Here is a 14,052-nt window from a genome sequence, read left to right as displayed (position 1 = left end):
TATTTTGGGGTGCCTAAAACTACCGGAAAGATCACCCGGGATAAGGCCTTCTTGCGGTTTATCGGCGCAAGGTATATAGGCGCCACTCCGTTGGCTCCGACGATGAACGTCGGGGCATTCGTCTGTTCGTGCGGGGGGACCTGCGACGTGGATCTGGAGTCGGTCCGCGACGGGGTCCGTGATGTCGACGTGGTCGCGTCCTCGGAGCAGTTGTGCCGGGACGCGCTTCCCGCCGTCGACGGACTGATCGACGAGTACGACCTCGACCAGTTGATCGTGGGTGCCTGCGACGACGGCTGCAAGACGAAGTTCGACGACCTCGTCGAGCGCAACGGGCTTCACCCGGACGCGGCCGCCTACGTCGACCACCGCGAGCGGGCCGGCTGGGTCCACGAGCGCGACGACGCGACCGACAAGACCGCGCGGCTGATCAACGCACGCCGAACCGGCCTGGAGTACGAGGCCGCCACGCGCACCGTCTCCCGGGAGGCGGGCGAGCAGGTCCTCGTCGTCGGCGACGCGGAGACCGCGGCCGCGCTCTCCGATTCCGCCGAGGTGACCCTGCTCGCGGACGGCGCGGAGTACGCGGACACGGACGCCGACCTCTCGGACGTTGCCGTCGAGCGCGGCCGGCCCGTCGCCGTCGAGGGCCGATTCGGCGAGTTCGAGGTGCGGGTGGAGGCGCGCGTCACCGACGACTGCATCTCCTGTATGAAGTGCGTGAAGGAGGGCCCGGACGGGATGGTGACGCGCCGCCCCGTCGACATCCACCCGGACGCTCCGGAGGGCGAGTGGACCGACTGCTGTCCCACCGACGCGATCGATCTGTCGGGCGTCACGCACACCGTCGACGCCGACCAAGTCGTCGACCCCGCCGGCACGTCGACCGCCCGGGCCGGCCGCATCGGCTACTACACCGGCCCGGTCGACGCCGGAACGATCGCCGCCGTGGAGTCGCTGTTGGGCGGAGTCGAGAAGCCGAAGTACCTCGATCTGGAGATGGACGTGTGTGCCGCGGGCGAGTCCGGCCAGCAGGGCTGTACCGCCTGCGTCGACGCCTGCCCGCACGGCGCCGTCGAGCGCCCCGCGGTCGACGAGGTGGAGTTCGACCTGACCGCCTGCGAGAACTGCGGCGCGTGCACCTCGTCGTGCCCGACGGGCGCGACGTCGCTTCGGGAGCCGTCGAACGAGCGGATCGCCCGCGAGGTCGAGGCGCTACTCAGCCGCGAGACCGACGAGGGCGGCATCTGGCCGTTCACCGGCGGCGACGACGGCATCGAGACGCCCGTGATCGCGTTCACCTGCGACGAGCGCGCCGCCGCGGCGCTCGACGAGTACGGCCGTCGCGCGGCCGCCGGCGAGGATATCACCTACCCGCCGGTGCTTCCGGTGGAAGTGAACTGCACCGACACCGTCGGCGAGGGGCACGTCATGCACGCGCTCGCGGCCGGCGCCGCCGGCGTCGCCATCGTCGGCTGCGGAGGCGACTGCCTCCACTCCGGTCCGGACCCGAAGGCCGAACTCGTCGACCGGCTCAACCGCGCGACGAGCGATCTCGGCCTGGGCGAGCGCGTCGGCTTCTTCGCGCCCGACCCGCGCGAACCCGCCGCGTTCGCCGAGGAGATCAGCCGGTTTACCGAGCTGACGCTGGACCCGACGCCCGTCCCCGAGGGCGAGCACCGCTCGACGGGCGTCGTCCGCGAGGACAAGCCCAACCCTGCGTTCAACAGCCACGACTGGACGCTCGAGTCGGTCCGCCGTATCCTCGAGTTCGCCGAGCCCGAGCGCGACGAGATCCGCGGGCTGAAGGACTTCGGTGTGATGTCCGTCAACGACGCCTGCAACCTCACGCCGACCTGTTCGACGCTGTGCCCGACCGACGCCATCCGGCGGACCGACGACGGGAACCTCCAGTTCAACCACGAGGACTGCGTCAACTGCGAGCTCTGCGAGGAGGGCTGTCCCGAGACCGCGATCACGATGGAGCAGGGGCTGGACCTCTCGCGGCTGCCCGAGAACCGGACCGCCGGCGAGGGCGCCGTCGCCGACGATGATGCGCGCTGGGAGACCGTCCACGACGGTGAGATGCTCGAATGCGTCAGCTGCGGCGACCCGTTCACCTCGGCGGCCTCCGCCGAGCACATCCAGTCGGAGGTCGGCGACCTCGTCGAGGGGATCGCGCCCAACTCCGACCACAGCGTCTTCGAGTACTGCGGCGACTGTCGCGCGCAACTGCTGTTCGACAACCGATAAGACCCAACCGCCCACCTCCCCACCCACACAGACACCATGAGCACCGACGAACTCGCCGTCTACGACGCCCGGATCGAACTGATCGACTTCTGCATCGAGGTGTTCCACGACGCGCCGACCGAGGAGTTCCTCTCGCATCTCCTCTCGGGCGACATGCGTACCCCGGAGGACAGCGTCAACGACCACCTCGACGCCGGCTTCGAGCACGTCCGGGCGTTCGTCGACGCCCACGAGGGCGACGACGTCGAGGAGCTGCACACCGAGCTCCGCCGGGCGTACACCGAGGTGTTCGTCGGCCCGCGCCCGCCGGTCCTGCTGCACGAGACGCACTACCGCGACGGCACGGAGTTCATCGGCGAGGGTCTCGCGGAGGTGGAAGCCAGCTACGGCGCCGCCGGCTGGACGCCGCCCGAGGAGTACCCCGAGGAGAACGACTTCGTCGCCGTCGAGTTGGCGTTCCTGCGGTGGCTCGTCACCAAACAGCGCGAGGGGCGAGACGAGACCTTCGGTTACGAGCGCGTGTTCCTCGACAACCACCTCATGACGTGGGTCGACGACGCCGTCGCCGACATCCACGAGGAGACGGACGAACCTCTGTTCCTGGCGGCCGCGGAGATCCTGGCGGGCCTCGTCGAGTTCGAGGACGAGATCGTCGCGCAGATGGTGTAGGGGCGGTCGAGACGGCCGACTTTCGATCTTCGGTGTTTCGCTCCGCCGGCTCAGTCGTCCGACGAGCGCCTCGTCGATCCCGCGGTCGACGTGTCCGTCGTGTATACGACCGCGAACCCGCCCAGTACCGACAGCCCCGCGAAGACGACGGCGACGGGGGTGCCGATCGCCATCGCCTGCTCCATCGCGAAGTACGCGCCCCACGTCTTCCGCCCGATCGATTCGGCGGCGATCGCCATCGCCGCGACGCCCGCGACCGTCACGAGGAGTCCCAGCACCGACAGCGCCGCGAACGCCCGCGCGAGCCACGCGCCGGAGAGCCGATCAGACGCCCGGGAGAGGCGGTTAGACATCGTACACCACTCGCGCGGTCAGCGAGACGACGAGGAGGGGGACCAACAGCGCGAGCAGCCCACCCATCAGGATACCCATGTAGCTGATCGTCGATTCGAGGTGGATCGCCCAGTGCCAGGTGCCTTTGACCTCCGCGATGACGGCCACGGTGCCCACCATGAGCAACGAGAGCGCGAGCAGCGACGCGAGCGTGTAGGCGCCGATCCGTACCCAGTACAGCGCGCCGGCGAGTCGACCGCGGTCGTCGCCGGCGCCGTCGGCGACCTCCCCCGGACGGGCGCCGTCTTCGGCGGGCGCGGTCGGACTACTCATCGACGCCGCCCCCCGACGCGTCATCGACGCCCCCCGTCGTGCCGGCGACCTCCCCGGACGCGCCGTCGACGGCGTCCGCCGCGTCGTACGATCGGTACGCGTCGTACGTCGCCAGCGCGAGGACGAGCACGCCGATACCGAGCACGACGAACGCGGGACCGAGCGCGAGCGGGAGGTTCGCGTGTGTTCCGCCCATGATACGGGATCACTCGGTCCGCGCACTCATAGCGCTTGTGTCGGGGCGGGTCGCGTCGCGATAGCTCACCGGGTCCGCGGCGACCGAACGCTTTTGCCCGCGTGAGCCGTGACACGTCATAGAATGCCGTCCCGACGGAGCATGCTGGGGAAGCTCGCGGTCGCGGCCGGGATCGGCGCCGCCGGCTGCACGACCGGCGCGCCGCCCGGGCTCCCGCTCGACGCGAATCCGCACTCGGTTCCGAGCAGACAGTTCGCGCAGCGCGACGTGCTCCGGCGCGACGCCGACGGCAACGAGCTCCAGACGCGCCACCGACGCATCCTCCTGTTGGACCTGAAGCGCGGCCCCTCCGAGGAGGCCGCCGAGACCGTCGAGCGCGCGCTCCGGACCGTGGAGGCGGCGTACGACTGGGCGCCCGACGGGCTGTTTCACACCCTCGCGTGGGGGTCGAGGTACTTCGACGACAACGACGCGCTCGGACGCGTCCCCATCGAGCACCCCGAGGTGCTCACCCGCACCGACGACGAGGAGCTCCAGCGCTTCGACGCGATGCTCGTGCTGGAGTCGGACGTGCAGTCGCATCTCTCGACCGCCGAGAGCGCGCTGTTCGGCTCGCGCGACGAACTGAACGGCGAAGCGATCGAGCACACGTTGGAGGACGTGTTTCGCCGCCGCGACCACCGAACGGGTTTCCTCGGCGAGGGGCTGCCCGCGGAGCACGTCGACGTGGAGGGGCTGGAGGCGGACGCGCCGATGTTCTCGGGGTTCTTCTCCGGACGCGAGGGATCGCAGGCCAGCGAGGACCGTGTCGCCATCGAGGACGGTCCGCTGGCCGGCGGCACCACCGCCCACCTCTCGCACATCACCTTCGACCTCCCGAAGTGGTTCTCCTTCGACGAGGGGAGCCGGGTCGAGAAGATGTTCTCGCCCGAGTTCACCGTCGAGGACGTGGCGGATCTCGGGACGGACGTGCCGTTCGCCGACGCGGTGCGCGAGCACGGCCGCGACCACGGCAGCGTCGGCCACCACGAGAAGGTCGCGCGCGTCCGGCGGGACGGCGAGCCGCTCATCCTCCGTCGGGACTTCAACACCGTCGACCACGGCCGGACCGGCGTCCACTTCCTCAGCTACCAGCGCAAACTCGCGCACTTCCGGCGGACGCGAAAGTCGATGAACGGCTGGTACCTCCGTGACGACCATCCGGACATCACCGACCGAGAGAACAACGGCATCCTCGATTTCATCAGCACCCAGTCACGGGCCAACTTCGTCGTTCCGCCGCGAGAGAAGCGAGCGTTCCCCCTCACGATCACCTGATCGGCGGGAAGTAACGCGCGAGCGCCGCGACGGTCCGACGGCGCCGATTACTCGGCGGCTACTCGTCGTCAGCCGCGACGGCGTCGTCGATCTCGACCTCGCCCTCGCTCTCGCGACGGTTCTCCTCGTGGGGGCCGCTCTCGTACTCCCACACCTTGTGTCCCTTGTACTCCTCCAGTGCGCCCTTCGGTCGCCAGCCGGTGTCCTCCGTGGCCATGCACCTGCGATCAGGATCCGAGAACTTAGCTGTTGTCCCGCCGCGACTCACCGACACGTCGACGCGTCGACACGCGAAGGCCTCGACCGGTCACGCGCCGATCGGCCTCACAGCAGCGTCGGGAGCACTCCCGAGAAGAACGTGAGCGCGGCGATGCCGAGCGCGACGTGTCCGGCGACCCCCGCGGCGAGGAGCGCGCCGACGAGCGCTTTCGTCTCGATCCCGATCTGGTCCCGTCGAGCGATCGTTCCGGTCGCAATCGTGGTAGCCGGCATCCGTCTTCACCCACGTGGGCCTACGGGGAGCCGTGAAAAAACCGGGGCGGGGTCGTTCTCGACGATCGGGAACCGGCGAAACTGTCCGCGCGTTCGACGCGCTCGGTACCCGATACAAGAGCGTGTGACGGCGGGTGCGCTACTCCGTCGGCGGCGCGTTCGGCGGTCGCTCGGCGTCCTCCTCGAGGAACACGTTCGCGAACAGGTCGACATGCAGCCGCAGCAGGCGCTCGGCCGACAGCCCGGACTCCTCGGCCTGTCGCTCGAGGAACGTTTCGAGGTCGTCGCTCGGCGAGAACCGGACACGCTCGCCCCCGTCCTCGACCTCGAAGGTGACCTCCGTGCCGCCGGAGACGAGGTGTTCGATCTCCAACAACGCCTGTTCGACCTTCACCTCCAGCGCCCGTTCGTCCTCCATCATGCGCTGCTCGGCCCACTCGTTTGCGGCCTCGACGAGCCGGTCGCTCGGCTCGAAGGAGATGGCCATCAGAACGACACCCCCTGTCCTTCGAACGCCGGTTCCCACAGAGTTACCGTTTCACACACCGGACACTCCCGGCGGACTTCCTCCTCGGGGGAGCCGACGCGCGTCATCGTGCCGCAATCGACGCACTCGTACTGCATGAACGGACGAACGGAATCCGGCGTGTTAGCCTTGTCCCTCGATCGATCGACGCCGGCGACGGTCGCGCTGCGGCTTACTCCTCGGGCGGCCACGCCCGCGGCGTGGGGTCGGACTCGCCGAGCTCGCCGAGGTAGATGAACAGCAGCGCGACGATACCCGCGAGCACCGCGACGCCGGCGAGCCCGCCGACCGCGTTCGTCCCGACGTACGATCCGGAGAACCCCCAGAGGTTCTCGATCGTGGCGAACGTCTGGACGGCGATGTACGCGCACCACAGCCCGATCCCAGTGGCCAGCGCGGTCAGCATCCAGCTTTGCGAGACGGCGGTTCGAAGTCCCATGTCGCGCGATATTCGTGTGGGAGCGTAAAAGTGTACCCCCAGTCGGCGCCGCCAGATCGGGCGGTTGTCGGGGTGGGTGCTCGTCGAGGCGCCGGCTCACGGAGGCGAGCACTCGTCGCCGCCGGCGGCCCGGCGGCTCACGCGTTGCTCCCCTCGAACTCGTCGGCGTCCTCGCCGAAGATGATCTCCATGGCCACGCCGTTGAAGAACGAGTCGGAGCCCCGCCGGTCCAGCTCGTTCGAGATCTCCTCGGCGTCGCCCACCAGCAGCGCATCGGTCGCGCACTCCTCAGCGCAGGCGGGTCCCTTGCCCACGTCCTGGCGCTCCTCGCACATCGTACACTTGTCCATCGTCCCGCCGCTGCCGAACAGTTGCGCGGCCCCCTCGTCGGATTCCGGGAACTGCGGCGCCCCGAACGGGCACGCCGACAGACAGTACTGACACCCCACACACAGGTTGTCCCGCACGTCGACGAACCCGTCGTCCTTCTTGATCAACGAGTCCGTCGGGCACACCGAGACGCACGGCGCTTCCTCACAGTGGTAACACTGCATCGGGATCGCCGTCTCGCCCGGCGAGGCGCCCTCCTGACCGAGTGCTCCGCCACTGTTGGTGTTGTACCGCTCCATCGGCTCGGCGGGCTGTCCCTCCAGCATCGTCGAGATGCTGATGCGCTGTTCGTCCCTGGGCACGTCCCACGTGCGTTTGCACGCGACGACACAGCCCCCGCAGTCGATGCAGGCTTCCACGTCCGGGAAGATCCGAGTGCCATCGCCGGTGCTCATCACCCCCTGACTCATCACCTGCTTGCTGGTTTCGTTAGTTGCCATCGGGAATCACTGAACCGTGCTGTTGTCGCGGACGTCGTAGTCCTTCTGCCGGCCGATGTCGTCGCGGTCCTGCGGGAACTCGTAGCTGTCCAGGTCGATCGGCTCGTCGGCGAGGCCGCCCTCGTCGATGGGCTTCATCGACAGCTCCTCAACCACCGAGGGAGTCGCCTTCTGGACGCGGACCATCGCGGCCTTCGTCTCCTGCATCTGCGTCTCCACGTCGTACCCGCGTGAGGTGATGACGTTCACCGACTCGCCGATCGCGTACGGCACCGTCCCCTCGGGGTACTTCTCCTCGAGCGACCGGCCGCGGAGGATACCGCCCCAGTGGAACGGGAGGAACGTCTCCCCCTCGTTGGGCCGGTGGGTGACGCGGGCCCGCACCATGATCGACCCGCGGTCGGTCGTCGAGACGACGAGCATGTCGCCGCCGTCGACGTCGAGTTCCTCGGCCATCGACGGAGTGATCTCGGCGTACATGTGCGGCTGGAGGTCGGCGGTGTAGATGTTCGAGCGCGTCTCGGACCCGCCGCCCTGGTGTTCGACCTGGCGACCGGTCGTCATGATCGTCCAGCGTTTGTCCCCGTCCTCGTTGAGGCCGTTGTCGAGGAGCTTCTGCATCGCCTTCTCCTGGGTCCGCGCGTTGTTCTGGTTCAGCCGATAGAAGTTCACCTGCTGGCCGTTGGCGGGCCACTGCTCGACCAGGTCCGGTCGCGGGCTCTCGATGGGCTCGCGGTGGACCGGCGTCGTGTCCATGAAGTTCCACGTGACCGCCCGCGCCCGGCCGCGCCCGGTCGGTACGTCGGGCTGCTTGTAGTCGTACTGCCTGTAGAACTCCTCGTCGTAGTCGGCCCAGTCGTATTTCTCGTTCATCGCGACCGCCGTGTCGTACACGGACGTGTCCTCGCGGAGCGCGTACTCGTACGGGATCGTGAGCGCGTCCGGGTTCGTCAGGTCGTCGGGCAGCGTCGTCGTGAAGCCGGGGTACTGCGGGACGCCGTGGATCTGGCCGCCGTCCCACCAGTCGGCGCGGAAGGGTGCCCGGAGCATGTCGAGCGCCTCCTCGCCCCCCTGATCGTACGTCGCCTGAAGGGGGTACGGCTTGTCCGTGTCCATCTCCTGCCAGTCGTCCGGGCCGGGAGCCTCGATGCCCCAGCGGGCGCGGAAGTCGTGCCCGCCGTTTCTGGGGTCCTTGTCGTCGGTCCAGATGATCGGCGTGCCCGGGTGTCCCTCGCCCCAGCACGGCCACGGGAGCATCCAGTAGTCGCCGTCGACGGGCGAGCCGGGCGCGTCCGCCTGCAGGTCCTCGGTGGAGAACTGATCGTCGTATTCGAGGTGCTGCTGGAGGCGGTCGGGGTCCTGACAGTAGCCGATCGTCCGGACGCCGAGGTTGATCTCCCGAAGACACTGCTTGTACGTCGACTCCCCGTTGTACAGCTCGACGCCGTTGCCCCAGTCGAAGTGCTCGCCCATGCCGAGCCTGTCGGCGAGCTCCTGTATGATCTGCAGGTCGGGCCTCGAGTTGTGGCTCGGCGTCCGAACCGGCTCCGACCACTGCACCGACCGGTGGGAGTTCGTCACCGAGCGGTGGTGCTCGTACTGGCTCGACGCCGGCAGCAGGACCAGTTCGGTGTCGTCCAGGTCGGGGAGCACCGAGGCGACCGAGGGGAACAGGTCGACGACGACGACGAGGTCGAGGTTCTCCATCGCCTTCTTCTGCTTTTCCATCTCGGAGATGGAGTTCACCGAGTGCCCCCAGATGATCGCCGCCTTCAGCTGGCTCGGCTGAAAGACCGGCGTCTCGTTCAGCCGCTCCTCCTTCGGGAGGGCCGCCTCGAACCAGCGGGCGACGGTCAGTCCGACCGAGAACATCATCGACCGCGGGCTGGGCTGTTCGGCTTGGGCCGCGTCCGAACCCTCGCTGTAGTCCACGTACGACCCCGACTCCTCGAAGAGGTCCTCCGGCATGAGGCCGAACCGGTCGCTCAGATCGTCGAACTCGATCGTCCCCGACGTGAACGGGCTCTCGCTCCACACGTCCGTCCAGTACCGCCACGACCCCGGCGCGTCGACCGCGTAGTAGCCCGGCAGGATGTGGCTGGCGACCGCGAGGTCCGTCGCCCCCTGGACGTTCGCGTGCCCGCGCATGACCTGTAAGCCGCCGCCCGACCGGGCGGCGGAGCCCGAGGCGAGCGAGGTCAGCGCGTACGAGCGGATGTTCTGGGTCCCGTTGTTGTGCTGGGTCCCGCCCATCGCCCACTCGATCTGCATCCTCGGCTTGTTCTCGATGATCAGGTCGCCGAGCTCCTCGAGCTCATCGACCGAGAGCCACGTGATGTCGGAGACCGTCTCGAGGTCGTAGTCGTCGAGGTCGTTCTCGACGTCCGGCCATCCCTGGACCCGCTCGTTCAGCATCTCGTCGTCGAGTTCCCCCTGCTCACGGAGGTACTTCATCAGCCCCATCATCAGGGCGACGTCCGTTCCCGGGCGCAGGCGGTAGAAGTGGTCGGCGTGGGCGGCGGTCTTGGTGAACCGCGGATCGACGACGACGATCTTCCCGCCGCGCTTTTGCCCCTCGAGGATGTGCTGCATCGCGATCGGGTGGGCCTCGGCGGGGTTCTGCCCGATTATCAGGTCCATGTCGAAGTTCCGATAATCGTTGATCGTGTTGGTCATCGCCCCGTAGCCCCACGTGTTCGCGAGGCCGGCGACCGTCGTCGAGTGGCAGATCCGCGCCTGGTGGTCGACGTTGTTCGTGCCCCACAGCGACGCGAGCTTCCGGAACGCGTACGCCTCCTCGTTGGCGAAGTGGGCGCTCCCGAGCCACATCGTGCTGTCGGCGCCGTGTTCGTCGTAGATCCGCTGCAGTTCGCGCGACACGCGCTCGTAGGCGTTGTCCCACGAGATCGTCTCCCAGCCGCCGTCGACCCTCCGCATCGGCGACTTCAGCCGCTTCTCGGAGTGTTCGCTCTCGTAGATCGCCGCCCCCTTCGAGCAGAGCGCCCCGTTGTTGACCGGGTGCTCGAACCACGGCTCCTGGCCGACGAACGCGTTGCCGTCGCGCTCGCCGCGGAAGCCGCAGCCGACCGCACAGAAGTTGCAGATCGTCTTCGACAGCTCCGTGTAGTCGGTGTCCGTCCCGTCGGTCTCGTCCTCGCTCTGCGCGAGCGCCCGTCCCGCACCGCCGCCGCCCAGGGCCACTGCACCCGCCAGTGCACTTGCCTTCATGAACGATCGTCTGTCGAGGTCTAGGGAGACTGGTTCCGTGCTCATAGTGGATCAGTGTGGTATCGTTGTTCCGAACCACGCCAGCAACCGACCGTGTGAGCTAGTGACACGGCGAACACGCTTTAATCTTCGTTATAATTATATGTGAAAATTAGTTCGTCACTAAGTGGAACCGGAGTGAACGTAGTCGGATAGAGAACGGACTGCAGATCGGCCGACGGGAAAGGGGTGCAGACGAAGGGGACGCGGAGAACCGTCCGCGAACTGCGGCCGTCAGTCGCTGCCGGCGGGTCGCGGAAGCCGGTATCCGCACGCGGAAGCTACCGGTCGGTTTCGGGAGACGGGGTCGAGAGGCCCGGTCGGGCCCGAGCGTGCGAACGCGGGCGTCTGCCCGCCCTCGGACGAGGAGTAACGGCCGGTAAAAGTCGCTAGTCGGAGCGCTCGACGTCGTCCTCACCGTCGGCGTCGTCCTCGCCGTCGATGTCGAGGGAGACCTCGCCGTCGACCTCGCCGGGGTTGAGTCCGTGTGGGCCGATCTCGTACTCCCACACCTCGAAGCCCTTGTACGACTCCGCTACGCCCTTGGGTCGCCAGCCGGAGTCCTTGTTAGCCATACTCAAGGGTGGGGCCGCGGACCCTTAGCTGTTGGCCCGCCCTCGTCCGGGGACTACGAGCCCTCGTTCGAGCCCTCGGTCCCGGCCGCGTCGGCCAGCTCCCAGCCGGACGCCTCGGCCGCCTCCGCCAGCGGGACGAACTCCCAGCCGGCGCGCTCGGCCCACGCGCGCTCGCCGGCCGACTCGACGCCGACCAGCACCATCCGCTCGGCGTAGAACATCGAGTTCGGGCCGACCTCCTCGAGGCGTTCGCCCGGGCCGGTACCGGTGCCGTTGAAGAAGTCGAGGTCCAGTTGGTTGTCGCGCTGGTACTTGTTGATCACGTGCGCGTCCACGTCGCCGACAATGCCGACGTAGTCGGTCCACGTCTCGGCGTCCGCGAGCGCGGCGTGGAGGTTCGACAGCGACCGGACCGCCCGGTACGACAGCGCCATCGTCATGTCGCTTTTCGTCTCGCCGTGGGGGCCCGTCGCCTCGGGCTGTTCCTGCGTCTCCTCGTCGCGCGCGTCCGCCGAGACGCCGCCTCCGCCGCCGGACTCTCGCGGGATGCCGACGGGCTTGTCGTCGTCCGCGTGCGGCACCCGCGGCGTCGCCGACGACAGATCCGCGCCGAGGTCGTCGTCGTACTCCGGCGGCTCCGGCTCGTTCGCACCAAGTTCGTCCGCGCGGGCGGCCCCCGAGCGCCAGCCGTCGGTCGCGTCGGGTGCGCCGGCGACATTGTCGGTAGCCGAGTCGGAGTTACCGGCGTCGGCGCCGCTCTCGGTCCCGGCGTCGTCGGCGGTTGTGCCCGCGTTGTCGCCGGCGGTCGCTGCCGCGTCCTCGGCGTTGAGCGAGTCGCCGTCGTCGATCGGGTCCTCGCCGTCGCCGCCGGTGTCGTCATCCCAGAACCAGTCGCCGCGGTTGGGTCGCTCGTCGTCGTCGGGCTGTACGTCGAGTTCGTCGAGGTCGATCTTGTCTGGCATCGCTGGGTGTCAGTCGTCGGCTCGCGGGCGGTCGGTGCGTCGATCGGGCGCGTCGGTCGGGAGATCCAGCGCGCCACAGCGCTCGGTCGTCGGGAGCCCGCGGTCGTCCCACCCGCGGGCGGCGTAGTAGGCGTCGAGCAGCCGCTCGAACGCCTCGCCGTCGACGGCGCGGCCGGCCGCGGGCGCCTCGCCGGCCGGGAGCGGCTCGGCGAACTGAGGCGGGAGCGTGTCGGCCTCGCGGTCGAACCCCTCGCGGGCGTTGAACAGTCGCACGAGCGTCCACACGCGGTCGCCGACGCGGCGGAGGTCGTCGTGCGGAACCCCGAGCGCATCGAGCCACTCCGCGCCCAGATCGTCCCACAGCGTCTCGCCGGCGAAGTCGTCGACGACGAGGCTCCACAACACCGCGCGGGCGTTCTGTGCGCCGACGACCGCCTCGACGCGGCGGGCGGTGTCCCAGTCCTCGCGGAACACCTCCTCCTCGATGGGTCGCGCGCGGCGGTGACAGCCGCCGCGGTCGGCGGTCGCGTACGCCAGCGCCATCCCGAGCGCACCGCGGGGGTCGTAGGCGGGCAGCTCCATCGACTTCACCGTCGGTACGTACTCGTCGCCGCCGTAGCGCTCGGCGGCGGCGTCGACGCCCTCCGCGAGCGCGTCCGCGAGGTCGTCGCCGTCCGCGCGCCGGGCGATCCGTTCGATCAGTTCGCGCGCGCCGTCCTCGTCGCCGAAGCCGAACTCGACCTCCCCGGCGCGCACCGCCCACGCGACGGCGTTGCCGGCGGTGATCACGTCGACGCCGAGGCGGTCGCACGCCTCCCCCAGGGCCGCGACCGCGTCGAAGTCATCCATCCCCAGCCCGGCGCCGAGCGTCATCGGCGCGGCCCCGCGGGGGACCGTCTCCCCGTCGTCAGTCTCGACTCGGAAGCCGCCGGGCACGTCGTCGTCCGGGTGTTCGCGTCCGACCGCGGCCTCCGCGGCCGCCTCGATCCCGATGCCGTCGATCTCGTTGGCGGTGTCGCGCCAGCCGTTCGCGGGCAGCACGCCCACCTCGGCGGCGAAGTCGATCGACTCCAGCGTCTCGCCCGCCGTCTGCCACTTCCCGGTGTCGTCGGCGGCGAACGCGTCCGAGTATTCCGCGTGGAGGTCGGCGAGTTCGTCGGGCACCTCGGGTGGGTCGGCGTACGCGACGACCGCCTTGAGGTTCTTCGAGCCCATCACCGCGCCCGCGCCGCCGCGGCCGGCGTGGTGGTCGCCGGCGTCGGAGGCGATCGTCGCGTACGCGACCTCCCGCTCGCCGGCGGGTCCGACGCACGCGACCGCCGCGTCGGGGTACGCCTCCGCCGTCTCGACGGTGTCGGCGCCCGCGAGGTCTCCCGCGGGTTCGAGCCGGGGCTCGCCGTCGCCGACGACCAGCGCCCGCTGCTCGTCGGCTGCGCCCGTTACCAGCACGCCGAGGCAGTCGGGCAGCGACCCCGCCAGTCGGTCGGGAAACGTCCCCCCGGAGTAGGAGTCGAGGAACGCCCCCGTCAGCGGCGACTTCGTCACCGCGGCGTAGCGCGACTCGCCCGGCAGCGCGCCCGACAGCGGGCCGAGCATGAACCCGAGGAGGTTCTCGGGACCCCGCGGGTCGGCCCCGGGCGACAGCTCGTCGTACAGGTACCGGGCGCCGAGCCCCTTGCCGCCGAGGTAGCGGCGCCGCCACGCCTCGGGGACCGTCTCGAACGCGGCGGTCCCGGCCGAGAGGTCGACGCGGAGCACCCGGGTCCGTGTCATCGTCACCGTGGAAACAGTCTACGCCGATAAGGGTTTGCCAGGGGGCGAGCCGCGCTGGCTCGAGTGTCGCGCCCGCAGGCGTTTTCA

At 69.3% G+C, this 14,052-nt stretch carries 16 protein-coding genes; 3 read left to right on the top strand and 13 right to left on the bottom strand.

What is annotated here, in order from left to right; genetic code table 11:
- The first annotated feature begins 102 nt into the window (after positions 1–102).
- Together ABJD39_RS09470 and ABJD39_RS09465 are read left to right on the top strand one after the other, a co-directional pair.
- Positions 103–2,253: a hydrogenase iron-sulfur subunit gene (locus ABJD39_RS09470; RefSeq protein ID WP_348607588.1), complete on the top strand. Its 2,151-nt coding sequence runs from the start codon at positions 103–105 to the stop codon at positions 2,251–2,253.
- Positions 2,254–2,289: 36 nt separating this feature from the next.
- Positions 2,290–2,922: a TorD/DmsD family molecular chaperone gene (locus tag ABJD39_RS09465; protein WP_348607585.1), complete on the top strand. Its 633-nt coding sequence runs from the start codon at positions 2,290–2,292 to the stop codon at positions 2,920–2,922.
- A 50-nt stretch (positions 2,923–2,972) separates the two neighbouring features.
- Here ABJD39_RS09465 and ABJD39_RS09460 read toward each other — a convergent pair whose 3' ends face one another.
- Genes ABJD39_RS09460 through ABJD39_RS09450 form a run of 3 tightly spaced genes read right to left on the bottom strand, consistent with a single transcriptional unit; the run spans position 2,973 to position 3,784 of the window.
- On the bottom strand, positions 2,973–3,275 hold the full coding sequence (locus ABJD39_RS09460) for a hypothetical protein (RefSeq protein ID WP_348607582.1): 303 nt from the start codon (positions 3,273–3,275) through the stop codon (positions 2,973–2,975).
- Complete coding sequence (locus ABJD39_RS09455; RefSeq protein ID WP_348607580.1) at positions 3,268–3,588, bottom strand: hypothetical protein; 321 nt, start codon at positions 3,586–3,588, stop codon at positions 3,268–3,270. Before ABJD39_RS09455 ends, ABJD39_RS09460 begins: the two co-directional genes overlap by 8 nt.
- Entirely contained in the window at positions 3,581–3,784 is a 204-nt protein-coding gene (locus ABJD39_RS09450) for a hypothetical protein (protein WP_348607578.1), read from the bottom strand. The genes ABJD39_RS09455 and ABJD39_RS09450 overlap by 8 nt, the downstream gene beginning before the upstream one ends.
- A 123-nt stretch (positions 3,785–3,907) precedes the next feature.
- Between ABJD39_RS09450 and ABJD39_RS09445 the strand changes: the two genes are divergently transcribed.
- Positions 3,908–5,101, top strand: a complete 1,194-nt coding sequence (locus ABJD39_RS09445) for a DUF7405 family protein (protein WP_348607575.1) — start codon at positions 3,908–3,910, stop codon at positions 5,099–5,101.
- A 58-nt stretch (positions 5,102–5,159) separates the two neighbouring features.
- Here ABJD39_RS09445 and ABJD39_RS09440 read toward each other — a convergent pair whose 3' ends face one another.
- The 10 genes from ABJD39_RS09440 to ABJD39_RS09395 all read right to left on the bottom strand — a co-directional run bounded on the left by ABJD39_RS09440 (position 5,160) and on the right by ABJD39_RS09395 (position 13,965).
- On the bottom strand, positions 5,160–5,318 hold the full coding sequence (locus tag ABJD39_RS09440; RefSeq protein ID WP_348607572.1) for a hypothetical protein: 159 nt from the start codon (positions 5,316–5,318) through the stop codon (positions 5,160–5,162).
- Positions 5,319–5,425: 107 nt separating this feature from the next.
- On the bottom strand, positions 5,426–5,593 hold the full coding sequence (locus tag ABJD39_RS09435) for a hypothetical protein (protein WP_348607569.1): 168 nt from the start codon (positions 5,591–5,593) through the stop codon (positions 5,426–5,428).
- A gap of 139 nt (positions 5,594–5,732) precedes the next feature.
- Positions 5,733–6,080, bottom strand: a complete 348-nt coding sequence (locus ABJD39_RS09430) for a hypothetical protein (RefSeq protein ID WP_348607566.1) — start codon at positions 6,078–6,080, stop codon at positions 5,733–5,735.
- Complete coding sequence (locus tag ABJD39_RS09425) at positions 6,080–6,217, bottom strand: hypothetical protein (protein WP_201289466.1); 138 nt, start codon at positions 6,215–6,217, stop codon at positions 6,080–6,082. Before ABJD39_RS09425 ends, ABJD39_RS09430 begins: the two co-directional genes overlap by 1 nt.
- 74 nt (positions 6,218–6,291) lie before the next feature.
- Positions 6,292–6,558 carry a hypothetical protein gene (locus ABJD39_RS09420; RefSeq protein ID WP_348607563.1) on the bottom strand — a complete coding sequence of 89 codons (267 nt, stop codon included), beginning with the start codon at positions 6,556–6,558 and terminating at the stop codon, positions 6,292–6,294.
- 137 nt (positions 6,559–6,695) lie between these two features.
- Positions 6,696–7,388, bottom strand: a complete 693-nt coding sequence (locus ABJD39_RS09415) for a 4Fe-4S dicluster domain-containing protein (RefSeq protein ID WP_348607560.1) — start codon at positions 7,386–7,388, stop codon at positions 6,696–6,698.
- A gap of 6 nt (positions 7,389–7,394) precedes the next feature.
- The gene (locus ABJD39_RS09410; protein WP_348607557.1) at positions 7,395–10,661 is read right to left on the bottom strand and encodes a molybdopterin-dependent oxidoreductase; all 3,267 of its coding nucleotides are present in this window, start codon (positions 10,659–10,661) and stop codon (positions 7,395–7,397) included.
- A gap of 383 nt (positions 10,662–11,044) precedes the next feature.
- Positions 11,045–11,230 (bottom strand): hypothetical protein, encoded by a 186-nt coding sequence (locus tag ABJD39_RS09405; RefSeq protein WP_348607554.1) that lies wholly within the window; start codon positions 11,228–11,230, stop codon positions 11,045–11,047.
- A 53-nt stretch (positions 11,231–11,283) separates the two neighbouring features.
- Positions 11,284–12,192 (bottom strand): DUF7124 domain-containing protein, encoded by a 909-nt coding sequence (locus ABJD39_RS09400; protein WP_348607551.1) that lies wholly within the window; start codon positions 12,190–12,192, stop codon positions 11,284–11,286.
- 9 nt (positions 12,193–12,201) lie between these two features.
- The gene (locus ABJD39_RS09395; RefSeq protein WP_348607548.1) at positions 12,202–13,965 is read right to left on the bottom strand and encodes an aldehyde ferredoxin oxidoreductase family protein; all 1,764 of its coding nucleotides are present in this window, start codon (positions 13,963–13,965) and stop codon (positions 12,202–12,204) included.
- Between the last annotated feature and the right edge of the window lie 87 nt (positions 13,966–14,052).

The sequence above is a fragment of the Halobaculum rarum genome (genome assembly GCF_040025155.1).
Taxonomy (GTDB): domain Archaea; phylum Halobacteriota; class Halobacteria; order Halobacteriales; family Haloferacaceae; genus Halobaculum; species Halobaculum rarum.
This window is presented reverse-complemented; position numbering and strand designations above follow the sequence as displayed.

What these genes read in the sequence shown, in the direction of transcription:
- ABJD39_RS09415 (WP_348607560.1), bottom strand. Translation starts at nt 7,388, where the DNA reads ATGGCAACTAACGAAACCAGCAAGCAGGTGATGAGTCAGGGGGTGATG.
- ABJD39_RS09425 (WP_201289466.1), bottom strand. Translation starts at nt 6,217, where the DNA reads ATGCAGTACGAGTGCGTCGATTGCGGCACGATGACGCGCGTCGGCTCC.
- ABJD39_RS09405 (WP_348607554.1), bottom strand. Translation starts at nt 11,230, where the DNA reads ATGGCTAACAAGGACTCCGGCTGGCGACCCAAGGGCGTAGCGGAGTCG.
- ABJD39_RS09440 (WP_348607572.1), bottom strand. Translation starts at nt 5,318, where the DNA reads ATGGCCACGGAGGACACCGGCTGGCGACCGAAGGGCGCACTGGAGGAG.
- ABJD39_RS09445 (WP_348607575.1), top strand. Translation starts at nt 3,908, where the DNA reads ATGCCGTCCCGACGGAGCATGCTGGGGAAGCTCGCGGTCGCGGCCGGG.
- ABJD39_RS09420 (WP_348607563.1), bottom strand. Translation starts at nt 6,558, where the DNA reads ATGGGACTTCGAACCGCCGTCTCGCAAAGCTGGATGCTGACCGCGCTG.
- ABJD39_RS09435 (WP_348607569.1), bottom strand. Translation starts at nt 5,593, where the DNA reads ATGCCGGCTACCACGATTGCGACCGGAACGATCGCTCGACGGGACCAG.
- ABJD39_RS09470 (WP_348607588.1), top strand. Translation starts at nt 103, where the DNA reads ATGAACGTCGGGGCATTCGTCTGTTCGTGCGGGGGGACCTGCGACGTG.
- ABJD39_RS09450 (WP_348607578.1), bottom strand. Translation starts at nt 3,784, where the DNA reads ATGGGCGGAACACACGCGAACCTCCCGCTCGCGCTCGGTCCCGCGTTC.
- ABJD39_RS09400 (WP_348607551.1), bottom strand. Translation starts at nt 12,192, where the DNA reads ATGCCAGACAAGATCGACCTCGACGAACTCGACGTACAGCCCGACGAC.
- ABJD39_RS09410 (WP_348607557.1), bottom strand. Translation starts at nt 10,661, where the DNA reads ATGAGCACGGAACCAGTCTCCCTAGACCTCGACAGACGATCGTTCATG.
- ABJD39_RS09430 (WP_348607566.1), bottom strand. Translation starts at nt 6,080, where the DNA reads ATGGCCATCTCCTTCGAGCCGAGCGACCGGCTCGTCGAGGCCGCAAAC.
- ABJD39_RS09460 (WP_348607582.1), bottom strand. Translation starts at nt 3,275, where the DNA reads ATGTCTAACCGCCTCTCCCGGGCGTCTGATCGGCTCTCCGGCGCGTGG.
- ABJD39_RS09465 (WP_348607585.1), top strand. Translation starts at nt 2,290, where the DNA reads ATGAGCACCGACGAACTCGCCGTCTACGACGCCCGGATCGAACTGATC.
- ABJD39_RS09395 (WP_348607548.1), bottom strand. Translation starts at nt 13,965, where the DNA reads ATGACACGGACCCGGGTGCTCCGCGTCGACCTCTCGGCCGGGACCGCC.
- ABJD39_RS09455 (WP_348607580.1), bottom strand. Translation starts at nt 3,588, where the DNA reads ATGAGTAGTCCGACCGCGCCCGCCGAAGACGGCGCCCGTCCGGGGGAG.